Below are 16,872 nucleotides of genomic sequence, written 5' to 3'. Positions count from 1 at the left end.
GCCTGACGGCTGTGAGTTCCACCACGCGCGACCTGCCGCCCCTGCACCTGCTGCGCCCCGAGGTGTCCGACGTCCCGCCCGAACCGGGCGAGGCCCGGCTCGCCGAGCTCTACCGGCCGACCCCGGCACGCCACCTGCGGGTCAACATGGTCTCGACCGTGGACGGCGGCGCCTGGGGCGACGACGGCGTGAGCGGGTCGATCAACGACGCCGCCGACTGGCGGGTGTTCCGCGTGCTGCGCGCGCTGGCCGACGTCGTGCTCGTCGGGGCGGGCACGGCCCGCGCCGAGTCCTACGGACAGCTCAACCGTCCCCGCGACCTGGCGCACCTGTCGTCGGCCCCGCTCGAGCTGGCGCTGGTGACCCGGCGCGGGCTGGTGCCGCCGGCGCTGCTCGACGGCGACCGGACCCCCTGGGTCGTGACCGGCGAGGCGGGCGCCGCGAGCGCCCGCGCGGCCGTCGGCGACCGGGCCGTCGTGGTGCCCGGCGACGTGGCTCACGTCGACCTCGCGGCGGGCCTGGACGTGCTCGCGGCGGCCGGGCTGCGCCACGTGCTGAGCGAGGGCGGGCCGCACCTGCTCGGTTCCCTGCTGGCGGCCGACCTGGTCGACGAGCTCTGCGTCACGACGACGCCGCAGCTCGCCGGGGTCGGTCCGGGCCGCATCGTCGCGCCCGTCGGTCACGGGCACGCCCCGGCGGCACGGCTGCACGACGCGACGCTGGGGCACCTGCTGGCCTCGGACGGCGGCACCCTGGTGGCGCGGTGGGAGATCGACCGCCAGGGCTCGTGACACCCCTCGCACGGGCCGTGACCGTGCCGTAGGTTGGCGCCATGTCCGACACCGCGCTGACCGTCGTGGTCCTCACCGAGGACGCCCTGACCACCGCCGACGTGACCCACATCACGTCGTTGCACCCCGACACCGAGGTCACGTACCGCGTGCTCGTCCCGGCCGACACGGAGCACAACGTCGTGTCCTCGGTGCTGGACCACCTGGGCATGCTGGAGCTGCGCGAGGCCTGGTCCGAGCTCGTCGGGCGAGAGCCCAGCCCCGAGGCCGCGACCCGCAGCGCGGGCGAGCAGGTCGTCGAGTCGGTCGAGGCGCTGCGCGCCACCGGTGCGACCGCGACCGGCGAGGTCACGCAGGACGACCCGCTGCCGGCGCTTTCGGCCGCCGTCGCCGCAGGCGGCGACGAGGTCGTGGTGGTGACCTACCCGCACGCCGTCGAGGACACCTTCCACACCGACTGGGCGTCGCGCGCCCGCGAGGAGCTGCACGTCCCGGTGCTGCACCTGTACGCGGGCACCTCCGAGCTCGGCTGAGGCGGAGGCCCCCGCGGGCTCGGCCGGCCGGGACCGGTCGGGGCGCTCAGCGCACCCGGTGCCCGGCCCGCGAGATCGTGGCGCGGACGAGCTCGTCCATGGAGTCGAGGAACGGCGGCTCGGCGAGCAGGTCGTGGTCGACCGCGGCGACGGACAGCTCGGTGCAGCCCAGCACGACGACGCCGGCGCCGCGCTCGACGAGGCGCCCGGCCACCGCGCGCAGGGTCGCGGGGTCGGCCGGCAGCCCGGCCTTGACCTGGTCGTAGATGACCTCGTTGACGAGCGCCTGGTCGGCGTCGTCCGGGGTGATGACGTCGATGCCGTGGACGGCGAACGCGTCACGGTAGACGCCGGACGCGACGGTGCCGGCGGTGGCGAGCAGCCCGACGGCGGTGGCGCCGGGCGCCCGCTCCCGGGCGGCGGCCACGGTGACGTCCACGATCGACACGAACGGCACGGTGATCGCGTCGAGCACCTGCTGGGTGAAGTAGTGCGCCGTGTTGCACGGCATGACGAGGAAGCTGACCCCGAACGCCTCCAGGCGGGCCGCGTCGCGGGCGAGCACGGGGCCGGGGTCGGCGGCCGACCGGCCGAGCACGAAGTCGGTGCGGTCCGGGATGGTGGCGTGGTTGAGCACGACGAGGTCGACGTGCTCCTGGTCGCGGGCCGCGTCGGTGAGCTGCACGACGCGCTGCAGGAAGTACGCCGTGGCGAGCGGCCCGACGCCGCCGATCACTCCGACCGGCGGCGTCGGGTCGGGGAGCTGCTCGCTCACGCCGTGCCCTTCCAGGCGAGTCGCCGGGACTCGGCCAGGGGGTAGTGGCGGGAGTACTTGCGCCACTGGTTGAGCTGGGCGACCACGAGGTACGCGATGCGGCGCGGGTCGGTCTCGGCCCGGTACCACAGCGGGTTCGTCGAGCGGCCGGACCGCGCGAGCCGGCGGGCCTCGGCCCGGACCTGCGGGTCGGCCACGTACCGGCGCAGCAGGGCGCCGGGCAGCACCGTGTACAGGTGCCGGTCCTCCAGCTCGCCGGTCGGCGACAGCGTGACGTCGGACCCGAGCACGGCGCGCGGGTCGGGGTCGAGACCGCGCAGGTGCTCGTGCACGTAGAACGTCACCGCGTTGGCGCCGGCGGCGGTGATGTAGAAGTTCGAGCGGCCCAGGCGCGGGTTGAGCTCGAAGAACACGTACCGGCCGTCGCGCGGGTCGTACTTGAGGTCGAAGTTCGCGAACCCCGTCCAGCCGACGTGCTCGAGCAGGCGGGTGGCCTGCTCGACGACCTCGGTCTGCTGCTGCGTGATGATGCCCGCCGGGTTCCCGAGCGCGCCGGGGGTGTGCTCCTCGAGGAGCACGTGCCCGAACGCGGAGAACCGCACCTTGCCGGACGCGTCGGAGTAGCAGGTGAGGATCCGCATGCCGGAGTCGTCGCCCGGGATGTAGTCCTGGACGACGAACGCCCCGACGTACCCGGCGACGCGCACCCGCTCCAGCAGCTCGACGAGCTCGGCGCGGGTGTCCACGAGGAACACCTTCTTCTTCCCGGCGAACTCGACGTCGTGGTAGGCGGCCGTGCTGGCCGCCTTCGCGATGACGGGGAACGTCAGGCCGGAGGTGTCGGGCTCGCCGGCCGTGTCCGAGGCGTCGTGGCCCCCGATCTTGTGGATCACCGTGGTGGGGTGTGCGATGCCGAGCTCGGCGCACAGGTCGCCGAACCCCTCCTTGTCGGTGAGCTGCAGCAGCAGCTCCTCACCGACGTAGGGGATCGTGTACCGGTCCTCCAGGAGGTGGCGGTTCTGCACGAGCGTGCGCACGAGCCAGTCCGCGGAGCCGACGGCGATGAGGTCGGCGTCCGGGTGCTCGTCGGCGATGGTGCGCAGCCGCGCCACGATGGCGGCCGGGTCGTCGATCGCCGGCTCGGCGACGTGGTGCAGGATCCGCGAGTGCCGCACGAGCCCGGTCGACATGCCGGACACGACGACCGGCTTGACGCCGTACGCCTCGTGGAAGGCCCGGGCCAGCGAGTACGCGCCGATGTCGCCGCCGAGGACGACCGGCTGCAGGCGGCGGGTCACAGGCTCCCCTTCCCGGCCGTGCGACGGGCGGTGGCCCGCTGCGCGGCGGCGTGGTTCGCCTCGAGGGCGCTCGTCGGGTAGTAGCGGCGGTACTTGCGCACGTGGTTGACCAGGGCCGTCAGCACGTACAGGCGGCGCCGCGGCGCGGCATCGGCGGAGTAGCGCAGCGGGTGCACCGTGCGACCGGTGCGCATGAGCCCCACGACGCGGGCACGCAGGCCCTCGTCGAGCACGTAGCGGCGCAGGAGGCGGTGCGGGACCACGCAGTACAGGACCTCGCGCGAGGCGGTGACGGGCTCGCGGCGGACCCCGTGGATCACGTCGTCCACCAGCACCTCGGTCGGGTTCTGCCCGCCCGCGGTGAGGTAGTAGTTGTTGCGCCCGATGCGGGGGTTCTGCTCGAAGAACTTGAAGACGCCGTCACGCGGGTCGAGCTTGACGTCGAAGTTCGCGAAGCCGCGCCAGCCGGTGTGCTCGCAGATCCGCTGCGCGGCGTCGAGGATCTCCGCGATCGGCTCGACGATCATCGCCGACGGGTTGCCGCGCGCCGCCGGAGTGCGCTCCTCCAGGAGCACGCGCGCCGAGCAGCGCAGGGTGACACGGCCCGAGGTGTCCGAGTACGTGGTCACCGACCGCATCTGGGTGTCGTCGCCCGGGATCATCTCCTGGACGAGGAACCGGCCGGTGAAGCCGGCGCGGCGCAGGGAGCCCCACAGGCTGTCCAGCTCGTCGCGGGAGGCGATCTCGTAGATCTTCTTCTTCCCGGCGAACTGCACGTCGTGGTAGTCCGCGCTGGAGGCGGGCTTGGCGATGACCGGGTAGTCGAACGCGACGGGCTGGGGGCGCCAGCCCTCGGCCTGCGCGTCGGCGAAGTCCTGGATCACGGTCGCCGGCGTGGGGATGCCGAGCTCGGCGCACACGGCCGAGAACTCGGCCTTGTCGCAGATGCGGTCGATGAGGTCGACGTCGGCGTAGGGCAGCACGTAGCCCGCGGCCTCCAGGGCGCCGCGGTGGTGCGCGAGGATCCGCACCACCCAGTCCATGTTGGACTGCAGCAGCAGCGGCTCGGCGTGCCCGGCGGCACGGCGGTCCGCCGCGACCTTCTCGAGGGTCGCCACGATCTCGGCAGCACCGGTGCCGGACAGCACCGTGTCGATGAGCTGGGAGTGCGCGATCGGACCCGGCTCGGCGAACGCGACGACGGTCGTGCGCAGGCCGTAGGCCTCGTGGAAGGACCGGGTCAGCGCGTAGACGCCGATGTCCGACCCGACGATCACGGGGTGGAACCCGGGGCCGCCGGCCCCGGGTCCCGACTGGGGGGTGGTCACGGGTGCGTCACGCCTCCTGCTCGGTGCGGTCGCCCGACCACTGGGTGTGGAACGTGCCGTCGCGGTCGGTGCGCCGGTAGGTGTGCGCGCCGAAGAAGTCGCGCTGCGCCTGGATCAGCGCGGCCGGCAGCCGCTCGGCCCGCACGCCGTCGTAGTAGGACAGCGACGACGAGAACGCCGGGGCCGGGATGCCCGCGGTCGCGGCCTGCGCGACGACACGACGCCAGGCCGCCAGGCCCTCGCCGACGGCGTCGGTGAAGTACGGGTCGGCGAGCAGCAGGGAGAGCTGCGGGTCGCGCTCGTACGCCTCGGTGATCCGGTTGAGGAACCGGGCTCGGATGATGCAGCCGCCGCGCCAGATGCGGGCCATGGCGCCGCGGTCGATGTCCCAGCCGTTCTCGGCCGAGGCGGCGGCGATCTGGTCGAAGCCCTGGGAGTAGGCGACGACCTTGGAGGCGTAGAGGGCGCGACGGACGTCCTCGACGAAGGAGTCGCGGTCGGTGACCTCGAGGGCGGTGGCGTGCGCCGGCAGGGCGGCGCGCCCGGCCTCGCGCTGCGGCACGGAGCCCGACAGGGCGCGGGCGAACGTCGCCTCGGCGATGCCGGTGATCGGCACGCCCAGGTCGAGGCCGTTCTGCACGGTCCAGCGACCGGTGCCCTTCTGCTCGGCCTGGTCGAGCACGATGTCGACGAACGCGGCGCCGGTCTCGGCGTCGACGTGCTGCAGGACGTCGGCGGTGATCTCGATGAGGAACGACTCGAGGTCGCCCGTGTTCCACTCGGCGAAGATCTGGCCGATCTCGGCGGCGGACGCCCCCAGGCCCTGCTTGAGCAGGTCGTAGGCCTCGGCGATGAGCTGCATGTCGGCGTACTCGATGCCGTTGTGCACCATCTTCACGAAGTGGCCGGCGCCGTTCGGGCCGACGTAGGTGCAGCACGGGGTGCCGTCGACCTTGGCGGAGATCGCCTCGAGGATCGGGCCGAGGGACTCGTAGGACTCGCGGGTGCCGCCGGGCATGATCGACGGGCCGAGCAGGGCACCCTCCTCGCCGCCGGACACGCCGGTGCCGACGAAGTGCAGGCCCTGGGCGCGCAGCGCCTCCTCGCGGCGGATGGTGTCCGGGAAGTGCGCGTTGCCGGCGTCGACGACGATGTCGCCCTCCTCCAGCAGCGGCACGAGCTCGTCGATGACGGCGTCGGTCGCGGCGCCGGCCTTGACCATGACGACGACCTTGCGGGGGCGCTCGAGCGAGGCGACGAAGTCGGCCATCGACTCCGAGGGGACGAGGTCGCCCTCGCCGCCCGCCTCGTCCATCAGGGACTGCGTCTTGGCGAAGCTGCGGTTGTGCACCGCCACCGTGTAGCCGTGACGCGCGAAGTTGCGCGCGAGGTTGCGCCCCATCACCGCGAGTCCGGTGACACCGATCTGGGCTCGTGCTGTCATCGCTTCCTGCTTCCTTGACGAGAACGTCCCGGGGCCGCCCGGGGGCGGCGACCCGGTGGGCCTCGACCAGCCTAGTCGGACCGCGGAGGGGCTCCGCGAGGGTGCCGTCATCCGGACAGCGCTTCCCTCCCGGCGCCACCCGGAGGGACGTGACAGGAGACGGCCGACCGGCACGGCGCCACGGCGTCGTCGGCGGGCAGGCGTACCGTGACCTGCGTGAGCGCCCACCCGCCCGAGGTACCGGAACGCTTCGCCGCCGCCCTGGCGTCGCTCCGGGGCCGCCGGACCCGCCCGGAGGTCCGCCTCGTCGAGATCCCGGGGCCGACCCGGGTGGCGCCGTTCAGCCTGGCCGTCGAGGGCGAGGTCGTCGCGGAGGACGAGGAGGTCGCCACGGGCCGGTTCGTCGTCCTGCACGACCCCGCCGGCCAGGACGCGTGGCGCGGCGACTTCCGCGTGGTCACCCTGGTGCGGACGCAGCTCGAGGCGGAGCTCGCCGCGGAGGACCTGCTCGGCGACGTCGCGTGGACGTGGGTGACGGAGAACCTGGAGGCGGCCGGGGTCGGCGCGGTGGCGGCCGGCGGGACCGTGACCCGGGTGCTGTCGAGCTCCTACGGCGCGCTCGGCGCCACCCCGGACGCCGTCGATCTCGAGATCCGGGCCTCCTGGACCCCCACGGACACCGATCTCGGCGCGCACCTGGAGGTGTGGGCGGACCTCATGTCGACCGCCGGGGGCCTGCCCCCGCTGCCCGACGGCGTGACCGCCCTGGACGTCCGACGACGTACCGTGGGGCCATGAGCTCCGGCGTGCCCTCGGTCGACCCCGACGTCGTCCCCCTCACCGAACCGGCCGACGGCGTCGGACCGGTGGTGTCCACCCCCGCCGGGCTCGCCCGGGTGGTCGACGCGTTCGCGGCCGGGTCGGGACCGGTCGCCGCCGACGCCGAGCGGGCGTCCGGCTACCGCTACGGCCAGGCCACCTACCTGGTGCAGGTGCGCCGCGCGGACGCCGGGACGGCCCTCATCGACCCCGTGGGGCTGCCGGACCTGTCCGGCCTGGCCGCGGCCGTCGGCGACGTCGAGTGGGTGCTGCACGCCGCGTCGCAGGACCTGCCCGGGTTCGGCGAGCACGGTCTGCGTCCCGCCCGCGTGTTCGACACCGAGCTCGCCGCCCGGCTGCTGGGGATGCCACGCGTCGGCCTGGCGGCGGTCGTGGCGGACACCCTGGGCCTGGGCCTGGCCAAGGAGCACTCGGCCGTCGACTGGTCGACACGCCCGCTGCCCGAGGACTGGCTCCGCTACGCGGCGCTGGACGTCGAGGTGCTGGTCGAGGTGCGCGACGTGCTCGCCGCCCGGCTCGACGAGGCGGGCAAGACGGAGTGGGCCGCGCAGGAGTTCGAGCACGTGCGCACCCTGCCGCCGCCCGCGCCGCAGGTGGACCCGTGGCGCCGGACGTCGGGCACCCACACGGTGCGCGACCGGCGCCGGCTGGCCGTGGTCCGCTCTCTGTGGGAGGCGCGCGACGACGCGGCCCGGCGCCGGGACGTCTCGCCCGGCCGCGTTCTGGCGGACCGGGCGATCATCGCGGCGGCGAACGCGCTGCCGCGCACGGTGCCGCAGCTCGTCGCGCTGCCGGAGTTCGCCTCCAAGGGTGCGCGACGCCGGGCCCCCGCCTGGCAGCGCGCGATCGACGAGGCGCTCGCCCTGCCGGAGTCGGCCCTGCCGAGCCTGCGGGGCCCGCGCAGCGACGGCCCCCCGCCGCCGCGCGCCTGGGCGGACCGAGACCCCGTCGCAGCACGCCGCCTCGACCTGGCCCGCGACGTCGTGACGCGGCTGACCGAGGAGCTGTCCGTCCCGGCGGAGAACCTGCTGCAGCCGGACGCCCTGCGGCGCCTGTGCTGGGCTCCCCCGGAGCCCGCGACCGCGGCCGCCGTCGGCGACTTCCTCCTCGAGCGGCAGGCGCGACCGTGGCAGGTCGGCCTGCTCGCCGGTCCGCTCGCGGACGCCTTCGCCGACGCCTGACGACGGCGGCTGATACCCGGTATCAGATGGCCTATGCTGTTCCCGGTACTCGCGGTAGCGTGTACCGGGAGCGGACCTGATCTCCGCCCCTGAGCGACGATGCTCCCGCGCACCGTCGCAGAGACCATCGCAACGGACGGAGCTGCCATGACCGTGGCCCACCAGGCCGGCACCACCACCCGCGACCCGGCACGACGCGCGCTGCGCGACGTCGTCTTCGTCGAGGGCGTGCGCACCCCCTTCGGCAAGGCCAGGCCCGACGGCCTGCTCGCCGGGACCCGCGCCGACGACCTCGTCGTCAAGGCGATGCGCGAGCTGCTGCGCCGCCACCCCGAGCTGCCGCCGGAGCGCGTGGACGAGGTCGCCGTCGCCGCGACGACGCAGCAGGGCGACCAGGGCCTCACCCTCGGCCGCACCACCGCGATCCTCGCGGGCCTGCCCACGTCCGTCCCGGGCTACGCCATCGACCGCATGTGCGCCGGCGCCATGACGGCCGTCACCAACACCGCCGCCACCATCGCGGTCGGCTCGGCGGACGTCGTCCTCGCGGGCGGCGTCGAGCACATGGGCCGCCACCCGATGGGCCTGGACGCGGACCCCAACCCGCGGTTCGTCGCCGAGAAGCTCGTCGCGCCGGACGCCCTCAACATGGGCGTCACCGCCGAGAACCTGCACGACCGGTTCCCGCACCTGACCAAGGAGCGCGCGGACGCATACGCGGTCAACACCCAGGCCAAGTACGCCAAGGCGCTGGCCAACGGCGACATCGGTCCGGAGATCGTGCCCGTGGCGACCCGCCGCGAGGGCACCGGCTGGACGCTGGCCCAGACCGACGAGCTGCCGCGACCCGGCACCACGGTCGAGGGCATCGCGGACCTCAAGACCCCGTTCCGTCCCGGCGGCCGGGTCACCGCGGGCAACGCCTCCCCGCTCACCGACGGCGCCACCGTCGCGCTGCTCGCCGCGGGCGACACCGCGGACGAGCTCGGCCTGCCGGTCGCGATGCGCCTCGTGTCGTCCGCCTTCGCCGGCGTCCCGGCGGAGATCATGGGCTACGGTCCCGTGCCCGCCACCGACAAGGCGCTCGCCCAGGCCGGGCTGAGCATCGACGACATCGGCCTGTTCGAGATCAACGAGGCGTTCGCCGTCCAGGTGCTCAGCTTCCTCGACCACTACGGCATCGCCGACGACGACCCGCGGGTCAACCCGTACGGCGGCGCGATCGCCGTCGGGCACCCCCTGGCCAGCTCGGGCGTGCGCCTCATGACGCAGCTCGCGCGCCAGTTCGCCCAGCACCCCGAGGTCCGCTACGGCCTCACGACGATGTGCGTGGGCCTGGGCCAGGGCGGCACCGTGATCTGGGAGAACCCGCACCACGCCGACTACTCGGGCCACGTCCCGACCACGGAGGGCTGAGCACGATGACCACCACCACCGACACCCCCGCCGTGCGGGCCGAGCGGGTCACGCACTCCCTCGTCGCGGACGTCGAGCTGCCGGGCGGGCAGGGCGTGCTCGCCCTGGTCACGCTGGACAACGGGCTCGACCACACCAAGCCAAGCACCCTGGGCCCCGAGGGCCTGGCCGAGCTCACCACGGCGCTGACCACGCTGCAGCGCCGCGCCGCGGCCGGCGAGATCGCCGCTGTCGCGGTCACCGGCAAGCCGTACTTCCTCGCCGCGGGCGCCGACCTGCTCGGCGTCAGCGCCGTGACCTCCCACGAGCAGGCCCTGGAGCTGGGCCGCGCCGGCCACGCCGCCTACGAGCTGCTGCACACCATGGGCGTGCCCACGTTCGCGTTCGTCAACGGCCTCGCGCTCGGCGGCGGCCTCGAGGTCGCGCTCAACTGCGACTACCGCACCGTCGCGTCCGACGCCGCGGCCCTCGGCCTGCCGGAGACCGGGCTCGGCCTCGTCCCCGGCTGGGGCGGCGCCTACCTCGTGCCGCGCCTGGTCGGCATCGAGAAGGCCGTCGAGGTGATCCTCACCCGGCCGGCCGCCAACAAGCCGTACAAGCCCGCCGAGGCGCTGAAGATCGGCCTCGTCGACGAGCTCTTCGAGGCCGCCGACTTCCTCGAGCGCTCGATCTCGTGGGCGGCGAGCGTCCTGCGCGGCGACGTCGTCCCCGCGCGCCGCGACCTCGACCCGGAGCCCGTGTGGGACGCCGTCGTCGCGGGCGCCCGCAAGCAGCTCGACCACCTCGTGGCGGGCTCGCGCCCGGCGCCGTACCGGGCGCTCGACCTCCTGGCCGGCGCGCGCACCGCGACCCGCGCCGAGGCCTTCGCCGCCGAGGACGAGGCCCTGGCGGACCTCATCATGTCCGACGAGATGCGGGCGTCCGTCTACGCGTTCGGCCTCACCTCGGGCGGCAAGAAGCCGAAGGGCGCACCCGCCTCCGACCTCGCCCGTCCGATCACCCGGGTCGGGATCGTCGGCGCGGGCCTCATGGCCGCGCAGATCGCGCTGCTGGTCTCGCAGCGGCTCGGCGTGCCCGTCGTCATGCGGGACCTCGACGCCGAGCGCGTCGAGAAGGGTCTCGGGTTCGTCCGCGCGACCACCGAGAAGCTGGTCGGTCGCGGCCGCATGACGCCCGAGGTGGCCGCCCGCATCGTCGCGTCCGTCACGGGCACGACCGAGATCGGCGAGTTCGCCTCGTGCGACGTCGTCGTCGAGGCCGTCACCGAGGTCATGGGCCTGAAGAAGAAGGTGTTCGCCGAGCTCGAGGACGTCGTCTCGCCGGACACGATCCTCGCGACGAACACCTCGGCGCTGTCGATCACCGAGATGGCCTCCGACCTGCGCCACCCCGAGCGGGTCGTCGGCATCCACTTCTTCAACCCCGTCGCGCAGATGCCGCTGGTCGAGGTCGTCAAGGCGGAGAAGACCTCCGACGAGGCGCTGGCCACCGCGTTCGCCATCACGAAGAAGCTGCGCAAGACGGCGGTGCTGGTCGCCGACCGGCCCGGGTTCGTCGTCAACCGGCTGCTCGTGCTCGTCATGGGCAAGGTCGTCGAGGCCGTCGAGAACGGCACGTCGGTCGAGGTGGCCGACCGCGCGCTCGCGCCGCTCGGCTTCCCGATGCCGACGTTCGAGCTGTTCGACCTCGTCGGCCCCGCCGTCGGCCTGCACGTGCTCACCTCGCTGCGCGAGGACCTGGGCGACCGGTTCCCCCGCTCCCCCGGCCTGGAGAAGCTCGTCGCCGACGGCACCCGCGTGGTGCTCGACGCCCCGGCGCCCGGGATGCACAAGCCTGTCGACCCGGCGATCCAGTCGGTGTTCGGCGAGGCGCTGCCCGCCGGTTCCACCGGCCGCGCCGGTACCCCGGTGCTCGACGAGGCCGGCGTCCTGGACTCCGTCCTCGGCGCCCTCACCGTCGAGATCGGGCACATGCTCACCGAGCGGGTCGTGGCCGACCCGTCGCAGATCGACCTGTGCATGATCCTCGGCGCCGGGTGGGGCTTCCACACCGGCGGCATCACGCCGTACCTGGACCGCACGGGGTACTCCGAGCGCCTGCTCGGCCGGCGCATCCTGCCCGACGGCGTCGCGAACGTCCCCGCGGCCTGATCGACCGGTCGCTCCGGGACCTCCTCACGGTCACCTGACACGACCCTCCCGGAGCGCCGAACCGCCGGTGGCCCGGTCCCGACCTCGGGACCGGGCCACCGGTGCGTCGGCGACGGCGCGGGCCGTCGCTACCCCTGCTCGCGGTCGCGGACCAGGTCGGCCGCCTCGTCGCGGCGCCGGACGGCGTCGGCGAGGGTGCGCTCGGCCCGCCGACGGACCCGTTCGGCGGCGCGCCGCTCGCCGTCGGCGCTCTCCGCCTCGCCCTCGAGCACGGCGAGTCGTCGCCGCAGGGCCGTCCGCTCCTCGTCGAGCCGGCGCGTGACCGCGTCGAGCCGGTCCGCCTCGGCGCCGGCGGCTGAGCTCGCCGCCTCGGCGGCGGTCACGTCCTCCTCGGCGTCGACCAACGCCCGACGGGCCTCGGCGAGGGCCCGCGCCGCAGCCTCGCCCGCCGTGTCGTCACGCGTTCTTCCCCGGGACCGCGCGGACCGCCGCGACGACGGCGGGTCCGGGACCGCGTGCAGATGGCGTGGGCGGTCGTCCTTGACGTCGGCGATGCCCAGCTCGTCCGGCACGGCCACGGATCCGGCGACGTCGGCCCGACCGATCCCGGTCGCCTGGAGCGCCGTGACCAGCAGCCCGCTGCGCACGGCGCGCCCGGCGTCGTCGTCGATCATCGCGGCCGTGATCGTGGAGGTGACCTGGGCCGTGACCGCACCGGACACGCTGACGCCCTGGTCTGCCGCGAGCTCGCACGCCCGGGCCGTGACGGCGGCCGTGAGACGACGCCGCTGCGTGGTGAGCTCGCGCAGCCGCGGCCCGTCGAGGTCGGACTGCGCGGCGCGGAACGCCGCCCCCAGCTCGACGACCTGCTCCACCTGTCCGGGGTCGCTGCGCGCGAGCAGGTTGACCACCCACGCCGCCGTCGACGGCTTGCGCAGCGCCTTGACCCGGCGGACGAGGTCCTCGTCGTGCGACCGCAGCTCGCGCGCCCGCACGTCGCGGGCGGCGACCAGCTCGCCCGGCCCCAGGGCGTAGAGCTCGGCGGCGACCTCCCTCAGCGTCGGCACCCTCCGACTATCGGGACGACCGGCGCGGGGCGCAACCGTAGGACGTCAGCGCCGGCTGGACAGCACGCTCTCGGACTCCCGACGTGCCGCGACGTTGCTCACCCCGGCCCGCGAGCCCTGCAGCTTGGCCGCGATGTGCTCACCCACCGTGACCGGGGTGTAGAGCGCCGGGTGGTCGGCGTCGACGCACGAGGGCAGCACCTCGATGACCGCGTCGACGTCACCGTCGTGGAAGTACGCGGCGCTGCGGCGACGCTCGATGGTGCCGTCGAGGACCGGTGGCTTCACCCGGTGCAGGGTGGACATCCACCGTTCGTTGGTCAGGCGCGCCATGACGTCGCCGAGGTTGACGAGGAAGGCGCCCTCGTCGGGCTCGACGTCGTGCCATCCCCCGTCGGAGCCCAGCACCTGCAGGCCTCGCACCTGGTCGGCCCAGAGCACAGTGACGATCCCGAAGTCGGTGTGCTCGCCCATGCCGGTGAGGTCCCCGTCGAGCGTGACGTCCGTCCCCGGCGGCAGCGCGTAGTTGTTCATGCGCAGCACGTCCAGCGAGTGCCCCGTGCGGGACCCGAAGAAGTCGGGGTCGAGGCCCAGGGCGTCACCGAAGATCCCCGTGAGGGTTCTCGCGACCCGGCCCGCCTGGGCGAAGTAGGTGCTCACCGCCCGCTCGAACCCCTCGACGTCGGGCCAGACGTTCTCGGCGTAGTCGTCCTGGGGCAGGCCCGGGCTGTCCGGGTAGTCGGCGGCGGTCGCCCCGACGTTGAACGCCTCGAAGAAGTCGTTCATCCGGTTCGCGGACTCGACCCCGAGGGACAGGCTCAGCGACTCCGACTTCGGCGGCGCGTACCCCCGGTTCACCGAGGGCGGGGTGCGGCACGTCTTCTTCGTCGTCAGGTCGAGCGCGAAGAACGCGTCCATCGCCCGGACGAAGGCGGCCGTGATCTCGTCGGGTACCCCGTGGCCGACGACCTGGACGAAGCCGACCTCCCGGCACGCCTGGTCGATCTGCGCGGCCACGGCTGCGCGCTGCGCGGCCGTACCGTCCGCGACGTAGGCCGAGATGTCGACACGAGGAACGCGGAAGCTCATGGGTCACTCCTTCGATCGGGGTCACCGTGCGGCGACCTCTGACGTGGTCGCTTCAGGCTTTCCCCACCCGGCGGGTGTTGCTTCCATGAGCGTGCGGCGATCGTAGCCACCGCACTGTTTCACCGTCGTGACGTGTCGGTGACAACTTCTCGACGGCGGCCCTACGGCTGAACGGGCACCCGCCAGTGCCCCTCGGCGGCGAGCGCGATCACCTCGCGCGCCGTCGGGGCGTGCACGTCGGGTCGGGCGCCACCGGTCCAGGAGCGGCCGTGGGAGACCCAGCCGGTGCGGGTGCGGGCCGCGCGCCCGACGGCGACGTCCGTGTGGGCGGCGTCGCCGATCATCCAGACACGACGCCGGTCGACGTCGGCGGCGCCGAGGCGCTCCAGGGCGATCTCGATCAGCCGCGGGTCGGGCTTCTCGACGCCCTCCTCGCCGGACACGACGACCGTGTCGACGTGGTCGCCCAGCCCGCAGCGCTCGATCTTGCCGCGCTGCTGGTGCGAGACCCCGTTGGTGACGACGGCGACCTGGTGGCCCGCGCCGCGCAGCACGTCGAGGGTGTCGAGCACCCCGTCGTAGACCCGCACGTGGTCGCGGATGCCCGCACGGAACTCCTCGACGACGGCGTCGAGGTCGGCGTCCCCGCCCAGCCGGTCCACGATCACCCGGGCGACGTCCCGCTTGGGGGCGAACCCGCCGCCGTCGGCCGCGACGATCGCGGCGAGGTCGGCGTCGGAGCCGCCCGCCGCCGCGACCGCGGCGGCGGCCCAGGCGGCGAAGGCGTCGTCGCGGGAGACGAGCGTGTTGTCGAGGTCGAGCAGCCAGATCACCCGGGCAGGCTACCCCCGCCGGTCGCTGCGGGTCGGGACGTCCGACGGCGGGCAGCCGGTGGCCCGGGGGGATCACGTCGCGCTCCCCCAGGGCGACGAGCACCGAGGGCACCAGCGCCTTCGCGGTGCGCCGGTAGCCGAGCGCGCTGGGGTGGAACCGGTCGAGGCTGAAGGCCTCCTCGGGGTGGTCGACGAAGAACGTCCCGACGACGTCCGCGAGCGACACGGCGTGCGCGCCGGCACGGCGGGCGCCGTCCGACTGCGCCGCGGCGAGCTGGCGGGACGCCCGGGCGCCGAGCGCCCGCAGCGGCTGCGGCACGGGGCGCAGCGCACCCAGGTCCGGGCAGGTGCCCACGACGACGGCGCTGCCGAGCCCGTGCAGCCGGTCGATCGTGGCGACCAGGTGCCGCGTCGACGTCGCGACGGGCACGCGGTGGGTGACGTCGTTGCCGCCCACCACGACCACCGTGACGTCCGGCCGGTAGCCGTCCGGCAGGGCGTCGAGCTGGGCGGCGAGCATCGACGTCTCCGCGCCGACGACGGCGCCGACACGCAGCCGCACCGGGCGGCCGAGCTGTTTCGCCACGCCGCGGGCGACCCGTCCGCCCAGGGTGTCGCGCCGGTGCTCGGCCCCCAGCCCGGCGGCGATCGAGTCGCCCACCACGAGCAGGTCGACCGGCTCGCCGCCGAGCTTGCGGCGCCACACGCGGTCCGCGTCGGGCGCGACCTCCCCGAGCGCCTTGCCGATGCGCAGCCGGGCGACGGCGGCCTGACGGCGCAGCACGACGGCCGCCGCGAGCAGCGCGGCGGCCGGCAGCACGACGACGACGACGGCCGTCCGGATCCGGGAACCCTCCATGGTCGAGTGGAAACAGATCTCCCTGAACCGCACGTGACGTCGACATGACAGCCGGGCGACGGTGCGGTGTGGACCGGGGCGACACCTGTGGGAAGTCCCACAGCGCTCCGGTCGTCGCGTTCTCGTCGCGCGCTTCGCCCCGGTTCGCACCATGATGCGGGCATGACGGAGCAGCGCACGATGGGTGTCGAGGAGGAGTTCCTCCTCGTCGGTGAGGACGGTTCCCCGGTGGCCAAGGCCGCCGAGGCCCTCGAGGCCAGCGGGAACGTCGGCCGTGAGACGGGGACGGGCGCGCTCGAACCGGAGTTCATGGAGGAGCAGCTGGAGACGGCGACGCACCCGCGGTCCGACCTGGCCGGGCTCGCGCAGGAGATCCGCGACGGGCGGGCGCGGGCACAGGTCGCCGCCGACCGGGTCGGGGCGCGAGCCGTCGCGCTCGCGACGTCGCCGATCCGGTTCACGGGCACGACCGTCTCGCGGCTGCGGTACCTGCAGGCGCGGGAGTTCTTCGGGATCACGGCGCGCGAGCAGCTCACCAGCGGGTGCCACGTGCACGTCGCGGTCGCCGACGACGACGAGGGCGTGGCGGTGCTGGACCGGGTGGGCCCGTGGCTGTCCGTCCTGACGGCCCTGAGCACGAACTCGCCGTTCTGGCAGGGCGAGGACACCAGCTACGCGAGCTTCCGTTCCCAGGTGTGGGCGCGCTGGCCCACGTCGGGGCCCACGCGGCCGTTCGGCACCCCGGCGGAGTACCACGCGGCGGTCGACGCGCTGGTGGAGACGGGCACGATCCTCGACCAGAACATGGTCTACTTCGACGCCCGGCTGTCGCCCCGCTACCCCACCGTCGAGATCCGGGTGGCGGACGTCTGCCTCGACCCCGACACGGCGACGCTCCTGGCGGCGCTGGCCCGGGGCCTGGTCGAGACGTCCGCGCGGGCGGCGGCCGAGGGCGCGCCCCCGCCGCCGTCGCACCCCGAGCTGCTGCGCACGGCCGCGTGGCGCGCCGGGCGCTCGGGCCTGGCCGGGGAGCTCGTCTCCCCGCTGACGTGGCGTCCCGCGGGCGCGCACGACGTCGTCGGGCAGCTCGTGGCGCACGTGCGCGACGCGCTGGTGGACGCCGGCGATCTGGAGGCCGTCACCGATCTGCTCGGGCGGCTGTGGTCCACCGGCGGCGGCGCCGCCCAGCAGCGGGCCTGGTTCGCCGAGTCGGGCGACCTGCACCGGGTCGTGGAGCGCGCCGTCGAGGTGACGCACTCCTGACGCCG

At 74.4% G+C, this 16,872-nt stretch carries 14 protein-coding genes and 1 pseudogene; 7 read left to right on the top strand and 8 right to left on the bottom strand.

Annotated features, from left to right (window positions below):
* Positions 1-11 precede the first annotated feature (11 nt).
* Together I598_RS02330 and I598_RS02325 are read left to right on the top strand one after the other, a co-directional pair.
* Entirely contained in the window at positions 12-791 is a 780-nt protein-coding gene (locus I598_RS02330; RefSeq protein WP_232314233.1) for a dihydrofolate reductase family protein, read from the top strand.
* A gap of 41 nt (positions 792-832) precedes the next feature.
* Positions 833-1,324 (top strand): hypothetical protein, encoded by a 492-nt coding sequence (locus I598_RS02325; protein ID WP_068200942.1) that lies wholly within the window; start codon positions 833-835, stop codon positions 1,322-1,324.
* 46 nt (positions 1,325-1,370) lie between these two features.
* Here the strand turns inward: I598_RS02325 and cuyB are convergent, their stop codons facing one another.
* From cuyB to gndA, 4 genes are read right to left on the bottom strand one after another with little or no spacing between them, the layout of a single operon-like run.
* A complete protein-coding gene (cuyB, locus tag I598_RS02320; RefSeq protein WP_068200940.1) occupies positions 1,371-2,099 on the bottom strand; it encodes a cysteate racemase in 729 nt (242 codons plus the stop codon).
* Positions 2,096-3,397 carry a carboxylate--amine ligase gene (locus I598_RS02315; protein WP_068200936.1) on the bottom strand — a complete coding sequence of 434 codons (1,302 nt, stop codon included), beginning with the start codon at positions 3,395-3,397 and terminating at the stop codon, positions 2,096-2,098. Before I598_RS02315 ends, cuyB begins: the two co-directional genes overlap by 4 nt.
* Positions 3,394-4,725, bottom strand: coding sequence for a carboxylate--amine ligase (locus tag I598_RS02310; RefSeq protein ID WP_068200934.1), 1,332 nt, complete (start codon positions 4,723-4,725; stop codon positions 3,394-3,396). The genes I598_RS02315 and I598_RS02310 overlap by 4 nt, the downstream gene beginning before the upstream one ends.
* 7 nt (positions 4,726-4,732) lie before the next feature.
* Positions 4,733-6,169: an NADP-dependent phosphogluconate dehydrogenase gene (gene gndA, locus I598_RS02305; RefSeq protein WP_068200931.1), complete on the bottom strand. Its 1,437-nt coding sequence runs from the start codon at positions 6,167-6,169 to the stop codon at positions 4,733-4,735.
* Between the two features lie 216 nt (positions 6,170-6,385).
* On the opposite strand from gndA, the gene I598_RS02300 reads away from it, so the two are divergent.
* The 4 genes from I598_RS02300 (at position 6,386) to I598_RS02285 (ending at position 11,756) form a co-directional block, all read left to right on the top strand.
* Positions 6,386-6,967 carry a DUF3000 domain-containing protein gene (locus tag I598_RS02300; protein WP_068200929.1) on the top strand — a complete coding sequence of 194 codons (582 nt, stop codon included), beginning with the start codon at positions 6,386-6,388 and terminating at the stop codon, positions 6,965-6,967.
* Complete coding sequence (locus I598_RS02295; RefSeq protein ID WP_068200927.1) at positions 6,964-8,190, top strand: HRDC domain-containing protein; 1,227 nt, start codon at positions 6,964-6,966, stop codon at positions 8,188-8,190. Before I598_RS02300 ends, I598_RS02295 begins: the two co-directional genes overlap by 4 nt.
* A 147-nt stretch (positions 8,191-8,337) precedes the next feature.
* Positions 8,338-9,606, top strand: coding sequence for a thiolase family protein (locus tag I598_RS02290; RefSeq protein WP_068200926.1), 1,269 nt, complete (start codon positions 8,338-8,340; stop codon positions 9,604-9,606).
* A gap of 5 nt (positions 9,607-9,611) precedes the next feature.
* Positions 9,612-11,756, top strand: coding sequence for a 3-hydroxyacyl-CoA dehydrogenase NAD-binding domain-containing protein (locus I598_RS02285; RefSeq protein ID WP_068200925.1), 2,145 nt, complete (start codon positions 9,612-9,614; stop codon positions 11,754-11,756).
* A 128-nt stretch (positions 11,757-11,884) separates the two neighbouring features.
* On the opposite strand, the gene I598_RS02280 is transcribed toward I598_RS02285, so the two are convergent.
* The 4 genes and pseudogenes from I598_RS02280 to I598_RS17330 all read right to left on the bottom strand — a co-directional run.
* Entirely contained in the window at positions 11,885-12,823 is a 939-nt protein-coding gene (locus tag I598_RS02280) for a hypothetical protein (protein ID WP_068200923.1), read from the bottom strand.
* 45 nt (positions 12,824-12,868) lie between these two features.
* Positions 12,869-13,912, bottom strand: coding sequence for an isopenicillin N synthase family dioxygenase (locus I598_RS02275; RefSeq protein ID WP_068200921.1), 1,044 nt, complete (start codon positions 13,910-13,912; stop codon positions 12,869-12,871).
* 161 nt (positions 13,913-14,073) lie between these two features.
* Positions 14,074-14,745, bottom strand: a complete 672-nt coding sequence (locus tag I598_RS02270; RefSeq protein WP_068200920.1) for an HAD family hydrolase — start codon at positions 14,743-14,745, stop codon at positions 14,074-14,076.
* A gap of 172 nt (positions 14,746-14,917) precedes the next feature.
* A pseudogene (locus I598_RS17330) lies at positions 14,918-15,604 on the bottom strand (SGNH/GDSL hydrolase family protein); the annotation flags it as partial.
* A gap of 162 nt (positions 15,605-15,766) precedes the next feature.
* Here I598_RS17330 and I598_RS02260 point away from each other — a divergent pair.
* Positions 15,767-16,867 carry a carboxylate-amine ligase gene (locus tag I598_RS02260; protein WP_068200916.1) on the top strand — a complete coding sequence of 367 codons (1,101 nt, stop codon included), beginning with the start codon at positions 15,767-15,769 and terminating at the stop codon, positions 16,865-16,867.
* Positions 16,868-16,872 lie beyond the last annotated feature (5 nt).

Origin of the sequence: Isoptericola dokdonensis DS-3 (genome assembly GCF_001636295.1) — a bacterium.
Classification (GTDB): Bacteria; Actinomycetota; Actinomycetes; order Actinomycetales; family Cellulomonadaceae; genus Isoptericola; species Isoptericola dokdonensis.
Note: the sequence above shows the minus strand (reverse complement) of the source record. Positions and strands in the feature narration are given on the sequence as shown.